The sequence below is a fragment of the Marinimicrobium sp. C2-29 genome (genome assembly GCF_038419845.1).
Lineage (GTDB): Bacteria > Pseudomonadota > Gammaproteobacteria > Pseudomonadales > Cellvibrionaceae > Marinimicrobium.
On record NZ_JBCAQT010000001.1, the window covers coordinates 65,994 to 79,843 of the forward strand.

A 13,850-nucleotide genomic window follows, 5' to 3' on the forward strand; every position below is an offset into this window, starting at 1 on the left:
ATGTGTTAGGAGAGCAAGAGTGATAAATCCCTGGGTAATCGATGCCGCCTACCTGATGCTGACGGCCGCGCTGATACTGGCGTTCGTGCGTCTGGCCAAAGGCCCCTCACTGCCCGACCGGGTCGTGGCACTAGAGCTGGTGGCCTCCATCGTGGCCGGCATGGTGGGCACCCACGCCATCGACACCGGTGTGGCCGCCTTTCTCGATATTGCCATCGTCCTGGCACTGATGGCCTTCCTGGCGGCCATCGGCTTCGCCCGATTCCTGGAACGCGGAGGCCCGCGCGATGATTGAAGTGATCGTATCCTTTTTTGTCCTGTCCGGCGCCTCACTGATGCTGCTGGCCTCCATCGGCATCATCCGACTGCCCGACCTGCCCACCCGCATGCACGCCTCCACCAAGTCGGGCGCGCTCGGCACCAGCCTGATCATGATCGCCGTAGCGCTGGCCTTCCTGGAAACCGTGGTCACCGCCCGGGCACTGGCGATCATCAGCTTCATCATCCTCACCTCACCCGTAGCCGCACACGTCATCGGCCGGGCCGGCTACTTCGTCGGCGTGCCCCTCTGGGATGGTACCGTCAAAGACGCCCTGAAAGACAACTACAACCCCGACACCCACTTTTTGAGCAGTGGCTACGAAACCCAGGGTGAGCCCAAAAAACCGGCAGAGAATCCGGCGCCTGGAAGTGAGGAAGGCCCAAAGGGAAAGTGATTTGATTGAAGTTCCGGAACTCAGTTCGCTCAACAGGCGACCAGGATAGGTTATCCGTTGGCTAGGGCGAGATACTTTGCATGCAACCGATCGATTTCGAGGTCCAACTGGGGCCAGTCCCCCTCATTGTCGAGCACATCCTCTGCGCGCGCCAACCGCTCCTCCCGCGTCAACTGCGCCGCCATAATCGCCCGAATCTTCTCCGGCGTCGCCCCATCCCGCCGACTCGCCCGCGCCAACTGAACCTCCTCCGGCACATCCAACACCAACGTCCGGTCCACCAGCGCATCCTGCCCCGTTTCAAACAACAAAGGCGATACCAGCAGAGCATAGGGACTGTCAGCGCGAGAGAGTCGCTCACGCAGTTCTTTGTTGATGAGCGGATGCAAGAGCGACTCCAGCCACTGCTTGGCGCCAGGGTCCGAAAAAATGATATCCCGCAGGGCAGGGCGGTCCAGGGTTCCTTCAGCGGTGAGAATCTCATTGCCAAAATGCCCGGCAATCTCGGCCAACGCCGGTCGGCCCGGCTCCACCACCACACGCGCCATATCGTCGGCATCCACGGCCTCAATCCCGCGCGCCTGAAAGCGCTCCATCACTGCGGACTTGCCACTGCCGATCCCGCCGGTCACCCCTACAATCAAACGGGCCATATCGCTAGCCCGCCGCGAACTGCAGGTACTGGTTGATCAGGGTATCGCCCCAGATAAACGCCAGCCAGCCGGCAATGGCCAGATAGGGGCCAAAGGGAATGGGGATGTTTCTGTCGCGGCCGAGCGTCAGGATCAGGCCGATGCCGATAAAGGCCCCGACAAACGAGGACAAGAGCACCACCAGCGGCAGCATCTGCCAGCCCAGCCAGGCGCCCAGCGCCGCCAGCAGCTTGAAATCGCCGTAGCCCATACCCTCCTTGCCGGTGATCAGCTTGAACAGCCAGTAAATGGACCAGAGCGAGAGATAGCCCGCCACCGCACCCCAGAGGGCGTCCTCCAGCGGCACAAAACCGCCCAGATGGTTGACGATCAGCCCCAGCCAGAGCAGTGGCAGGGTGATGCTGTCCGGCAACAGCTGGGTATCAAAATCGATCACCGCCAGTGCCAGCAACGACCAGGTCAGCACTAATGCCAGCAGACCCTCCACGCCAAAACCGAAATGGTAGACCACAAACAGGCTCAGCAGGCCGCTGGTCAGCTCGATCAGCGGGTAGCGTAAGGCAATGTGGCCACCACAGGCCGAGCACTTGCCGCGCAGAAACACGTAGCTGATTACCGGGATATTCTCCCAGGCGCGAATCGCGTGGCCGCAGTGAGGGCAGGTGGAGTCGGGCGTGACCAGGTTAAAGCGCTTGCGCTCGGGCGCCTCCTGCTCCAACAGCTCACAGCACTGGTCCTTCCAGTCCGCCTCCATCATTTTGGGCAGGCGGTAGATCACCACATTGAGAAAGCTGCCGACCACCAGGCCTAAAACAGTGGCGCTGATAAGCGCCACTGGAGGGTAAAGGACAAAGAGTTCGTATAAGGACGCCACTTAAATAACCGACCCCATCTGGAAGATGGGCAGGTACATGGCAATCAGCAGGCCGCCGACCAGGACACCCAGTACCGACATGATCATGGGTTCCAGAAGCGCGGTGAGGTTGTCCACCTGGTTGTCGACTTCGTCTTCGTAGTAGAGGGCCACTTTTTCCAGCATTTCATCCAGCGCGCCCGACTCTTCACCGATGGCCGCCATCTGAATCAGCAGCGAGGGGAAGATCTTCTGGGCGCGAATGGCGGTATTGAGCTGAATACCGGTTGAGACTTCGTCGCGGATCTTGATGATGGCATTGCTGTATACCTGGTTGCCGGCCGCGCCGGCAACCGATGTCAGAGCGTCAATCAGAGGCACGCCGGCGGCAAAGGTCGTAGACAGGGTGCGTGCAAAGCGGGCCATGATCGACAGATAGATGATATTGCCGATGACGGGTACTTTCAGGATGTATTTATCCAGAGCATAAGCAAACGTTTTGGAGCGCTTCTTGGCCTCTTTGAAAACGAACACAATCGCAACGAGACCCACGATCGCGTGTAACCAGCGCTCGACCATGAAATCTGAAATGCTCATCACAAACAGGGTGAAAGCCGGCAGGTCCGCCCCGAAGCCGGCAAAAGTCTCGGCAAAGGCGGGTACCACTTTGATCAGCAGGATCGCGGTAACGATAAACGCCACCACGATCACCGCAATAGGGTAGGTCAAGGCCTTTCTGATCTTGGCTTTCAGCGCCTCGGTTTTCTCCTTGTAGGTCGCAACGCGGTCCAGCATGGTTTCCAGCGAGCCGGACTGCTCACCCGCTTCCACCAGGTTGCAGAACAGATCGTCGAAGTACTTGGGGTGTTTGCGCAACGCGACCGCAAAGCCACCGCCGGCCGCGACATCCTCGCGAATATTCAACACCAGCTTGCGGACATTGGGGTTGTCCAGGCCATCGGCGACAATCTCGAAAGACTGCACCAGCGGCACGCCGGCCTTCATCATGGTGGCCATCTGGCGGGAGAAGACCGCGATATCGCTGGGCTTGATCTTTTTGCCACCGCCGCCAAAGAGGGGTTTGGGCTTTTTACGCACATTGTTGGCGCGAATGCCCTGTTTCAGCAGCTGGGCTTTGACAATGGCCGGGCTGACCCCTTCCATTTCGCCATCAATCTTGTTGCCCTTTTTGTCCAGCCCCTTATAGATATAAGTGACCGAGGTGGGGCCCTTGGTGGCCGCCTTGCGGGCAGCGGCGGGCGATTGTTTTTGTGCTTGGGCGGTAGCCATAGGCTTTAGTCCTTGGTGACTCGGTTGGCTTCTTCAAGGCTGGTCAGCCCCTGGGCCGCTTTGCGCAGGGCCGACGTTCGCAAGTTATTAAAGCCGGCTTCGCGCGCGGCCTTGGCAATCTGGATCGAGTTGCCGCCCTCCATTATAAGGCTGGCAATGGTCGGGGTAATGCGAACCACTTCATAGACCCCGACACGGCCCTTATAGCCTTTGGTACACTGGGCGCAGCCGACCGGATGATAGAGTTCTAACTCATTGCGGGGAATGCCGATCTCGTCAAACCCCTCCTCGGTCAGGATTTCATCCGGTATGTCTGTTGCCGGCTTCTTGCAACTCTTGCACAGCCGCCGGGCCAGGCGCTGGGCGATGATCAGGCTGACACTGGTGGCTACGTTGAACGCCGGAACCCCCATGTTCAGCAGACGGGTCAGGGTCTCCGGGGCGCTGTTGGTGTGCAGGGTCGAGAGCACCAGGTGACCGGTCTGGGCCGCCTTGATCGAGATTTCGGCGGTTTCCAGGTCACGAATCTCGCCCACCATCACAATATCCGGGTCCTGACGCAAGAATGACCGCAAAGACTCTGCAAAAGTCAGGCCCACTCGGGCATTCACCTGCACCTGGTTGATCCCCTCCAGGTTGATTTCCACCGGATCCTCGGCGGTGGAGATATTGCGCTCACTGGTGTTGAGAATGTTCAGGCCGGTGTAAAGCGAGACGGTTTTACCGCTGCCCGTGGGACCCGTAACCAGAATCATGCCCTGCGGTTGGTTCAGAGCATCCATGAACAGCTTCTTCTGGACGTCTTCATAGCCCAGGGCATCGATACCCATCCTGGCCGAGCCCGGGTCGAGAATCCGCAGTACCACCTTCTCCCCGAACAGCGTGGGCAGGGTGTTCACCCGGAAGTCGATGGCCCGGTTTTTGGAAATCTTCATCTTGATTCGGCCATCCTGGGGCACCCGGCGCTCGGAGATGTCCATCTGCGACATCACCTTGAGGCGGGCGGCCAGTCGGGTGGCCAGATTGGTGGGCGGCTTGGCCATCTCCTCCAGTATGCCATCGGTGCGAAAGCGTACCCGGTAGGTCTTCTCGTAGGGCTCAAAGTGGATGTCCGAGGCGCCCTTCTTGATAGCATCCAGCAGAATCTTGTTGATAAAACGCACGATCGGCGCTTCATCTTCCTCCTTTGCGCCCTCGTCTTTGGGGGCTTCCGTCTCGCCGCCCTCCATCTCCAGGCCGTCCAATGCCTCATCGTCCAGGCTGCCCAAAGCATCGCCCATGGATTCGTCCTGGGCGTTCAGGTAGCGGTCGATGGCGGTGGCCAGCTTGTCCGCCTCCACCAGGATCGGGTCGGTATTCAGGCCGGTGTTGAATTTGATCTCATCCAGGGCGTGCAGGTTGGTGGGGTCGGCCACCGCCAGAAACAGCCGGTTGCCGCGCTTGACCACGGGCAGGGTGTGGTGCTTCTGGATCAGCTTCTGGTCCACCAGCTTGCTGGGCATCATCTCGGTGTTGAGACTGTCCAGGTCAAACACCGGAGTGCCGAATTCGTCCGACGCCACCCGGGCAATGGTGCGGGCATCCAGCAGCTGCTCGCTGACCACATGCTGCACAAAAGGCACGCGCTCGCGCGCCGCCTGGGTCACGGCCTGGCGGGCGAGCTCCTGGTCCAGCAGACCGTCTTGCACCAATCGGCGCGCAAGGCCGCTGAGGGCCGGGGCAGTAGTATTCATAAGTGCCTGATTTCCAACGCCTATTATCGTATGGGCTGTTCAGTGAGCGAGGCCGGGCGCCACGGGGGAGGCAGCGTAGCTCATCTCACACTCAAAGCAATGCCTTAACTGTAAACGATAAGTCTATGGGATATCTACAATTCTAGCGCAGGAAAGGCCTGGATGGGATTTTTGCGCCAGAGCCACTCATGGCATATATTGTGAATTGGTTCACAGTTCTGGCAATTGCCACCCCGAGCCCGCGTGACGAGTAGTAGTCCCGCAGGATCAATTTGCCCAAAATATGACAAAAAATGTCAGTCGTTGACCCTCTCCGTCAACCTGTGACGCCAAAACGAACTGTTTTCTCGCCTTGAGGCCCAACTCTCATTTCACGCCTTTCCAAGGTACTTGGAATCAGGCCGCTTGCGCGATTTGGCACAGCCTTTGCTCTATTCACGACGTCTGTAGTTAATCCCAATTGGAGAAAAATCATGAAACAGATGCAAAAAGGTTTTACATTAATCGAACTGATGATCGTTGTGGCGATTATCGGTATCCTGGCCGCCGTTGCCATTCCTCAATACCAAAATTACATCTCTAGTTCTCAAGTATCCCGTGTCATGAGCGAGACGGGCGCTCTGCGTACCGCAATTGAAAACTGCATGAACCAAGGTAGAACTACCATTGTTGCAAGTAGCGTTGATCCTGGCCCTACGGACTGTAATGTTGGTTGGACTGACAGTAATTTGTTGGGCCAAGTTTCACTGCAGACCGGTTTAACTGCTACGATTTCGGCCACCAATACAGCCGATATTATTGGTACCTTTGGAAGAAACGCATCTGCCTCACTTTCCGGGTCCAAGCTGCAGTGGCACCGCAACGCAAATGGTATCTGGGTATGCTCTACCGACGTTGATACCCGGTATCGCCCGGCTGGTTGTACTCAAGATCTGGGTGCCACCACTCCGGCAACTACTACTCCGGCTTAGGGTTAAAAAGCCGTCAGAGGGGTGATTGTCGTTCATCCTATCTTCTCAAAAACCCCCGCTTCGGCGGGGGTTTTTTGTTTGCGCCGGAGACTTGTTGGAAAAGTGAAAGGGGGATTCGCTCTCTCAAAAAGGTATCTATCATGGGTCAGTCGTCAAAACTTTCATTAAAAGCGATCGGTGTCCGGTTGATTGGATACGGCGCACTGCTTCTTCTACTCGTCTGGCTGGCGCATCTTTATGTGACCAACCCTCTTTACATCAAGAAGCTCCCCTACTTTGCCGAAGCATTCCGGCTCGGATTTGAGGTCGAGTGCGAACCGGGTTCACCCGATGAGCTGGGCGGCATCCTAAAGAAAGTGTCACTGCCTTTTTTCGCCCATAGCGGGGAGGTAGTCTACCTCGATGAGGCGCGGGAAGTTCACAGCTGTCGCCTTCCCCGGGGTGATCAGGAAAGTCAGATACCGTTTCGCTTCGCCAGCATGACCAAAGTCGTGACGGCCTTTGCCGTGATGGAGCTGGCCAAGGAAGACAAGCTTGATTTGGAGAGCGGTGTCATTGAGTTTTTCCCCGAGGTGGACCCCGCTCAGGTTCGGGACAGCCACGTTCTGAATGTGACCCTTAAACAGTTGTTGAATCACTCCTCCGGTCTCGGCGGCCCCTTCGGCTCCGACAATATGATCAAGAGAGGTGAGCAACCCTGGTGCCCCTACAATATCAAACAAATGGAAACCATCCGTCTGGCGGGTGAGCCGGGCACCAATCATCTTTACAGCAACGTGGCTTACTGCCTCCTGGGTGAAGTCATTGCCCGGGTATCGGGCGTCGAATTTCAGCGATACATCCGCGAGCGTTATTTGTCAGATTACCCGTCTCTGGGATTTATAGAGGGACCCTATCTCCAAGGGGAGCCAGACTACGACTTTTCCAATGATGTCAGGTTTGGAAAGGAGTACGTAGACTGGCTGGATTTCCAGGCTCTGTCTTCATCGGCGGGTCTGATGGGCGATCCCAGGGAGTTTGCCTTGTTGGTGCGGGAACTGTTCCAGAGAAATTCAGAGGTACTGCAGGGTGGCGGTATCGAAGGCTGCCGGGAAAAGGACCTCGAGCGTTGCTACTCCTACCCCTTTGTCATCGTCGAATCTGAAGGAGGAAACCCGATCGGTATTCAGCAAGGCTATCTTCCCGGCGCCAGCTCTCTGGTTGCCATCAACCCCGAAGGGGAAGTGTTGGTTTGGGTGGCTCCAGGCGCTGCGCTGGAAAGCAAGTATAAGGACGTTATGATCAAACGGGTGGTGTCGCTTCTATCTGAATAGCGGGCGAGAACCTTTTTTATCTACGGCTAAAGCGTTTGGCAACGCTCGCACTCGGGTCAGATTTCGGAGGGGGCTCTTCAGCCCCCTCTCTTGCATTCCCACTCACCGACCACCACGGCTGCGATTCTGTTCCAGATTCTGTTGCGCCTGTTGGTAATAGCTGGGAGACAGGGCGATCGCCTTTTGCAGGAATTGCTCCGCCTGGATGTGATTGCCCGCCAGCATATTGAGGTAACCGATGGTGTTGTAGGCCTCGGGCTTGCTCATTACCTGCTCCAGGGCGCTCAGGGCATCTTCCTGACGCCTTTGCCGCAGGTGGATCAAGGCCAGGTTGCACCAGCCGTTCTTGAAGCCCGGGTCGATCGCAATCGCGCGCCGGAAGTGGCGTTTGGCCCTGTCCAGGTCTCCGGCCAGGTAGTGGGAGTAGCCCAGGTTGTTTTGGGTGATGGCTGAGTGTGGGTGGATGGCGTCGGACACCTGGTAGTGGCGTACGGCCTGTCCGTATTCACCCGCCAGATCCGCGAGTACGCCCAGCCCCCGGTAGGCCCGGTAGGGCGAGCGGGAATCGTGGGGCGGCAGAGCGCTGGTGCTTTCGCTCCTCGGGCTCCGTTCCCCGCCCAGACGCTGCTGGTCCAGCATCACGGCGCTTTCCAGACGCTCCTGGGCCTCCTCGTAGTGCCGCTGGCGTAGATAGACCAGCCCCGCCCCCTCGAGCGCGGGCACCCACTCGGGGTCGACCTGCAGAGCCCGGTTGTAGGCGAGCAGGGACAGTCTGGCGTTCCGGCGCGCCTGGTGCAGGTCGCCGATCTTGCTGAACAGTCTCGCCTTGCCATCCCCTGTCTGAATGGCCCGCAGGTAGGCGTAGATCGCCTTGTCATGTTCCCCTGCGCGCTGCGCCCGATCGCCGAGCGTTTCAAAGTCATCGGTGTCTTCGCCGGTGAACATGCTGTCGAAAGTGATTGGCGCCACGCCATCGTAGAGGGGATCGCTGCCGGCGGAGGTCGGATTCTTACTGCTGCCGCCGTTGCTGGCGCAGCCGCCGGCCGCGAGCAGTGCGCCCGCCAGCAGGCTGGCCATGAGGCGCCGCCCCGCTCGGTGCCTGGTGTGGGTGGGCGCGGCGCCCGGGTGACTGGAGGAAGTGCCGCCGGTATTGTTGGTGAATGTCTCTGTTTTCATGGCCGGTATCCTTCTGATCGAATGTGGTTCAATGCTTGCCGGAAAATCCAGGTACCAGAACGGTCGCCCTATCCGTACCCGCTAAAAATGCTGTAACGCCTCCACGATGCGCATTGCCGCCGGCCCGACCACCACGACAAAAAACGCCGGCCAGAGGCACAAAGTGAGTGGGAAAATCAGTTTGGTGCCGATCTTGGCCGCCGCTTCTTCCGCCGCCTGGGTGCGTTTGTCGCGAAACTCCTCGGAGAACACCCGAAGGGAATCGGCGATGCTGGTGCCAAAGCGCGCGCTCTGATCGAGCAGCACCACCAGGCTCTGGATTTCCTCCAGGCCGGTGCGCCGGGCGAGGTTTTTCAGGGCTTCCATACGCGGTACCCCCAGGCGGGTTTCGGTGTTCACCAGCGCCAGTTCCTCGGCCAGTTCGGGGTGGCTGATGTCCAGGTCACGGCTGACCCGTTGCAGGGCCGCCACCAGGCCAAGACCGGATTCGACGCACACCACCAGCAGGTCCAGGGCGTCGGGAAAGGACTCCCGCAGACAGCGCTGGCGCGCCCGGACCTGGCGGTGCAGCACGGCATTGGGACCGAAGACGCCGACCCCGGCGGCCAGGGTCACGCCGCCCCAGATCTGGGGCACGGTCAGCTGGGGATAAAACCGGGTGACAACCAGTGTGAGCAGGGGCAGACACAGGGTGAGCAACACCTTGAGGGCGTAGAAGTTGGTCAGAGCGTTGGGGCTGCGATAGCCGGCGTGCACCAATCTGGCCTGCATCGCCGAGCGCTCCCAGTCGCTCTTGGGCAGAATGTATTTTTCCGAGGGTGCCAGGGCCTCGGCGATCCGTTCGGAATGCCGCCGCGGCCGGGTCTCGGGGCGCTGGCCACCGAGGCGGTGCAGACGCCGCCGCACCGGGTCCACCAGGTTACCTCCCAGGAACAGCAGAGCGGCGGCGAAGCTGAAGATGGCCGCGCCGCTGAGGGCCACGAACACCAGCTGGCGCTGCTGCTCGTTTTCAATATAGGTGGAGAGCAATTCGAGCAGATATTCCATGACGCGACCTCCTCAGGCAGCTAGACCCGGATCCGGATGATGTGACGAATCCAGACAATGCCCACGATCATCAGACCGAAGGACCAGGCGATGAGCTTGCGGCCGGCCTCGTTTTCGGTGAGCACCGGCAGATAGTCGGGTTGTACGAACGACAGCAGCAGGAACATGGCAAAGGGGATCAGCACCAGAACCCAGGCCGACATGCGACCCTCGGCGGACAGGGTCCGCACGTGGCGCTGGAAGCGGAACCGGCCCCGGATCACCCGGCTGATTTTCTCCAGAATTTCTGCCAGGTTGCCGCCGGTTTCCTTCTGCACCATGATGGAGGTCACCAGCGCCATTACCGTGACGGTAGGTACCCGCTCCAGCAGTCCCACCAGCGCGGTGCGCATGTCGCCGCCGTAGTTGATGTCGTTGAAGGTGCGCTCGAACTCCACCGCCACCGGGTCGGGCAACTCGGTCGCCACCAGGTGGAGGGTTTCGCTGAAGGGGTGGCCGGCCTGCAGTGCCCGTCGCATCACATCGATGGCATCGGGCAATTGCTCCTCGAACCGGGCCAGGCGACGGGCGCGGTCGCTGAGCAGCTTGAAAAAGGGCGCCGCCAGGGCCAGGCCGCCGAACAACAGCGCCAACAGGCCGCTGTCGGTGAGGATCGAACCGACCACCGCTGCCGCCACGCCCAGCGCCACCGCCATAGACACATAGCGGTAGGCAATCCACTGGGAGCCGGCATCGCGCAGCAGGCGGGCGATCCGCTCCATGCCGGGCAGGGCTTCCAGACTGCGCTCCAGGGGACTGAGCCGTTTGAGGTAACGTTCGCGCAGCAGGCTGACGCTTTCGGGTTCGCCGGCATCGGTCGCCACCTGGCGCAGGCGCCGGCGCAGTCTTTTGCGGGCCTGTCGGCTCTCGCCGAAAACCGGCAGCGCCAGCGCCATCACCAGAATCCCCACCGCAGCGCCCACCATCAGGATGAAAATCAGGTTCTGCATGGTCATTCTCCCCGGAACAGTTCGATGGGAAGGTCGATGCCGCGCTGTTGCAGCAACTGGTAAAAGTTGGGAACGATGCCGGTGGCCTGGTGCTCGCCGATCACTTTACCCTCGGCATCGAGACCGTGGCGGCGGAAGGTGAAAATTTCCGACATGGTCACGATCTCGCCTTCCATACCGTTGATTTCCTGGACGCTCACCACCCGGCGCTTGCCGTCTTCCTGACGCTCCACCTGCACCACCACATCCAGTGCCGAGGCAATCTGCGAGCGCAGCGAGCGCGGGGGAAATTCGATCCCGGTCATCATCACCATGTTTTCCACCCGGCCCAGGGCGTCGCGCGGGGTGTTGGCATGGATGGTGGTCAGGGAGCCGTCGTGGCCGGTATTCATTGCCTGCAGCATATCCAGGGACTCGGCGCCGCGGACCTCGCCGATGACGATCCGGTCCGGCCGCATGCGCAGGCTGTTGCGCACCAGATCGCGCTGACTCACCTCGCCCCGGTGCTCGACGTTGGCCGGGCGGGTTTCCAGACGCACCACATGGGGCTGGCGCAGCTGCAGCTCGGCCGAGTCCTCGATGGTGACGATACGCTCCCGCGAGGGTATGTAACCCGAAAGTATGTTGAGCAGGGTGGTTTTGCCCGAGCCGGTGCCGCCCGAGATCAGCACGTTGAGCTTCGCCTGCACCACGGACTGGAGCACCTGGGCCAGTTCCCCGGTGAGGGTGCCAAACTCGACCAGGTTGTCCATGGTGAGCATATCGACGCCAAAACGGCGTATCGACACCGTGGGACCGTCCAGAGCCAGCGGCGGGATGATCACGTTGACCCGCGAGCCGTCCTGAAGGCGCGCATCCACCATCGGCGAGGATTCGTCGACGCGTCGGCCCACGCCGGAGACAATGCGGTCGATGATGTTGAGCAGATGGGCGTCGTCGTTGAAGACCACGTCGGTCAGTTCCAGTAAGCCGCCGCGTTCGATATAGACCTTGCCCGCGCCGTTGATCAGGATGTCGGAGATGCTGGCATCCGCCAATAGCGGCTCCAGCGGGCCCAGGCCGAGCATTTCGTCCTCGATTTCCTTGATCAGGCCGGCGCGCGCCGAGTGGTTCAAAGGCACCGCCTGCTCCTGCATCAATCGCTGGCAGATCTCACGGATCTGGGCGCGTGCTTCGGGCTCCGACAGGGAATCGATCAGTGACAGATCCACCACTTTCATCAGGCGTCCATAGAGGTTGCGCTTCCATTCGCGCACCTGCTGCTGTTGTCGCGCACGCTGGCGGGCCTCCTCGGAAGCGGCATCGGCGGCGGGCTCCCGACGGTCGGGGTCCGTTTGAATCTGTTCGGTGCTTTTGAACATAAAGGCCATGATGGTCTGCCTCGCTAGAACCAGGATTTGAGCCGGGCGAGCATGCCCGGCCGGCTTTGGACGGTGGTGCCGGTCAAGGTTTCACTGAGCTTTTGCAATGCGCGCGTGATGGCCTTGTCCCGGGCGATTTCGTGCAGCGGCGCGGCCCGATTGAGGCTCTCGCTCACCGTGCGGAAATCGTTGGGGATCGCCGTCACCCGCTCGCAGGAGAGGGTGTTGGCAATGTCCTTGAGCGTGATCTGGGTGGCTGCATGGAAGCGGTTGACCACGATCTCGATGCGCTCGCGCGGCAGGCGCAGATCCACGGTGAGCATGTGCATCAGGCGGGTAGCGTCGCGCAGGGTGGCGATATCCTGCTGCACCACCACTACCACACGATCGGCGCGCTCCAGAAGCGTGGCAATAAAAGGGTCTATGTGCCGGGGCAGGTCCACGATGATCTGCTGATAGTTTTCAGCCAGCAGGGCCAGTAATCGCTCGAGTTGTTGTTCTGCCAACTCGTCGGTCTGATAGCGATCCTGTCCTTCGGTACTGAGGATGTGCAGCCCACTTTTGTGGTGGATCATATAACCCTCCAGCGCCATCCGGTCGAGGTCGTCGGCCATCTGCAGCGCTTCAAGCAGGCCCCGTTGGGGCGTGGCATCCAGGTACTGCCCCGGGTTGCCGAACTGCACGTCGAGGTCCACCAGCGCCGTTTTCAGGCCCAGAACTTCGGCCGATTCGGCGGCGATATTGCTCGCCAGCAGTGAAGCGCCGGAGCCGCCCTTGGCATTGATCAACGCCACCAGGTTGCCGTCCCGCTCGCGCCGGTCGGCGACAATTTCTGCCAGCATGGTCTTGAGGGGGACAGCCAACTGGCCCGGGCTGGCGTTCTCGTCCAGAAATTCGCAGGCTCCGGCCCTGAGTGCCGAGCGCAGGGCCTCGGGGTCGTCGGCTTTGCCCACCACCACCAGGGGAGGGCGGGCAGCGGCGGGGCGGCGGCTGTACTCCTCCAGCTCACGGCTCCAGCAGGTCCCCTGAAAGAACACCACCAGATCGGGTAACGGCTCGATGCTGTACAACGGATCGGCGTGGCCGTTGATGATGTTGCGGGTACTGAGCCTCGCCATGGGCAGCTCGTCGGCCAGCGGCGATGCCATCTCCAGACACTCGGCGTTGCGGGAGACGCAGAGTACCTCCAGTGTTGTCTTGTAGTTTTTACGGGCATCAGCGTAACCATTGATGTTACCCGTGGGGTTTCGATTCAGCTCGAGTGACATGTCACCACTCCTGTGTCTGGTGGGGTAATGCCCAGGCTTTCGGCGGGCAGTGTGATTGCAAATTCGGGGGCGTTGATCAATACGTTCAGGGGAAAGAGGGCCTCATATTGGTAGTTGATGATGCTCGCCCGCACGAAATAGATATTGCCGAACCCGGCCACGGGATCGCCCACACTGGCGCCGGTAGCCGTCAAATAGTCGAGGGCGATGTTTTCCGTCGTAAAGCCGGGCAGCGACAGGCCCGGCAACAGCGACGACTCCCGGATGTCCTCGGCCCCGGTCACCGGACACACCGCTGTCAGGCGCGCGGCCCGACGCGTCACCTCCTCCATCAGATTCCAGCTGTAGAGCAACCGGGCAAACTCGATGACCATAAAAAGCACCGTGAAAAACACCAGGGCGGCCACGGAGAATTCCACGGCGTAGATGCCGCGCTGTAGGCGGGCAGAGGAAATCATCGGGCGGCCTCTGTTCATGGTG

14 protein-coding genes are annotated in these 13,850 nt (G+C 60.2%); 4 read left to right on the forward strand and 10 right to left on the reverse strand.

The features are described from left to right. Positions 1–19 precede the first annotated feature (19 nt). Both AAE484_RS00315 and mnhG read left to right on the forward strand, forming a co-directional pair. A complete protein-coding gene (locus AAE484_RS00315; RefSeq protein ID WP_341936314.1) occupies positions 20–295 on the forward strand; it encodes a monovalent cation/H+ antiporter complex subunit F in 276 nt (91 codons plus the stop codon). After that, positions 288–716 (forward strand): monovalent cation/H(+) antiporter subunit G, encoded by a 429-nt coding sequence (gene mnhG, locus AAE484_RS00320; RefSeq protein ID WP_341936315.1) that lies wholly within the window; start codon positions 288–290, stop codon positions 714–716. The genes AAE484_RS00315 and mnhG overlap by 8 nt, the downstream gene beginning before the upstream one ends. A gap of 50 nt (positions 717–766) precedes the next feature. On the opposite strand, the gene coaE is transcribed toward mnhG, so the two are convergent. Genes coaE through pilB form a run of 4 tightly spaced genes read right to left on the reverse strand, consistent with a single transcriptional unit; the run spans position 767 to position 5,245 of the window. Further along, positions 767–1,369, reverse strand: a complete 603-nt coding sequence (gene coaE, locus AAE484_RS00325; protein WP_341936316.1) for a dephospho-CoA kinase — start codon at positions 1,367–1,369, stop codon at positions 767–769. 4 nt (positions 1,370–1,373) lie between these two features. After that, positions 1,374–2,243, reverse strand: coding sequence for a prepilin peptidase (locus tag AAE484_RS00330; RefSeq protein WP_341936317.1), 870 nt, complete (start codon positions 2,241–2,243; stop codon positions 1,374–1,376). Then, a complete protein-coding gene (locus AAE484_RS00335) occupies positions 2,244–3,512 on the reverse strand; it encodes a type II secretion system F family protein (RefSeq protein WP_341936318.1) in 1,269 nt (422 codons plus the stop codon). It abuts the gene before it with no gap. 5 nt (positions 3,513–3,517) lie between these two features. Beyond that, on the reverse strand, positions 3,518–5,245 hold the full coding sequence (gene pilB, locus AAE484_RS00340) for a type IV-A pilus assembly ATPase PilB (protein ID WP_341936319.1): 1,728 nt from the start codon (positions 5,243–5,245) through the stop codon (positions 3,518–3,520). A gap of 473 nt (positions 5,246–5,718) precedes the next feature. Here pilB and AAE484_RS00345 point away from each other — a divergent pair, with 473 nt between their 5' ends. Both AAE484_RS00345 and AAE484_RS00350 read left to right on the forward strand, forming a co-directional pair. Further along, positions 5,719–6,216 (forward strand): pilin, encoded by a 498-nt coding sequence (locus AAE484_RS00345; protein ID WP_341936320.1) that lies wholly within the window; start codon positions 5,719–5,721, stop codon positions 6,214–6,216. Between the two features lie 74 nt (positions 6,217–6,290). Further along, positions 6,291–7,529: a serine hydrolase domain-containing protein gene (locus tag AAE484_RS00350; RefSeq protein ID WP_341936321.1), complete on the forward strand. Its 1,239-nt coding sequence runs from the start codon at positions 6,291–6,293 to the stop codon at positions 7,527–7,529. Positions 7,530–7,631: 102 nt separating this feature from the next. Here AAE484_RS00350 and AAE484_RS00355 read toward each other — a convergent pair whose 3' ends face one another. From AAE484_RS00355 to AAE484_RS00380, 6 genes are all read right to left on the reverse strand, one after another. Further along, complete coding sequence (locus AAE484_RS00355) at positions 7,632–8,705, reverse strand: tetratricopeptide repeat protein (protein WP_341936322.1); 1,074 nt, start codon at positions 8,703–8,705, stop codon at positions 7,632–7,634. 81 nt (positions 8,706–8,786) lie between these two features. Beyond that, entirely contained in the window at positions 8,787–9,752 is a 966-nt protein-coding gene (locus tag AAE484_RS00360; RefSeq protein ID WP_341936323.1) for a type II secretion system F family protein, read from the reverse strand. Positions 9,753–9,772: 20 nt separating this feature from the next. Next, positions 9,773–10,741, reverse strand: a complete 969-nt coding sequence (locus tag AAE484_RS00365; RefSeq protein WP_341936324.1) for a type II secretion system F family protein — start codon at positions 10,739–10,741, stop codon at positions 9,773–9,775. A 2-nt stretch (positions 10,742–10,743) separates the two neighbouring features. After that, positions 10,744–12,111: a CpaF family protein gene (locus tag AAE484_RS00370; protein ID WP_341936325.1), complete on the reverse strand. Its 1,368-nt coding sequence runs from the start codon at positions 12,109–12,111 to the stop codon at positions 10,744–10,746. A gap of 14 nt (positions 12,112–12,125) precedes the next feature. Beyond that, on the reverse strand, positions 12,126–13,370 hold the full coding sequence (locus AAE484_RS00375) for an AAA family ATPase (protein WP_341936326.1): 1,245 nt from the start codon (positions 13,368–13,370) through the stop codon (positions 12,126–12,128). After that, positions 13,355–13,846, reverse strand: coding sequence for a TadE/TadG family type IV pilus assembly protein (locus tag AAE484_RS00380; RefSeq protein WP_341936327.1), 492 nt, complete (start codon positions 13,844–13,846; stop codon positions 13,355–13,357). The genes AAE484_RS00375 and AAE484_RS00380 overlap by 16 nt, the downstream gene beginning before the upstream one ends. Positions 13,847–13,850 lie beyond the last annotated feature (4 nt).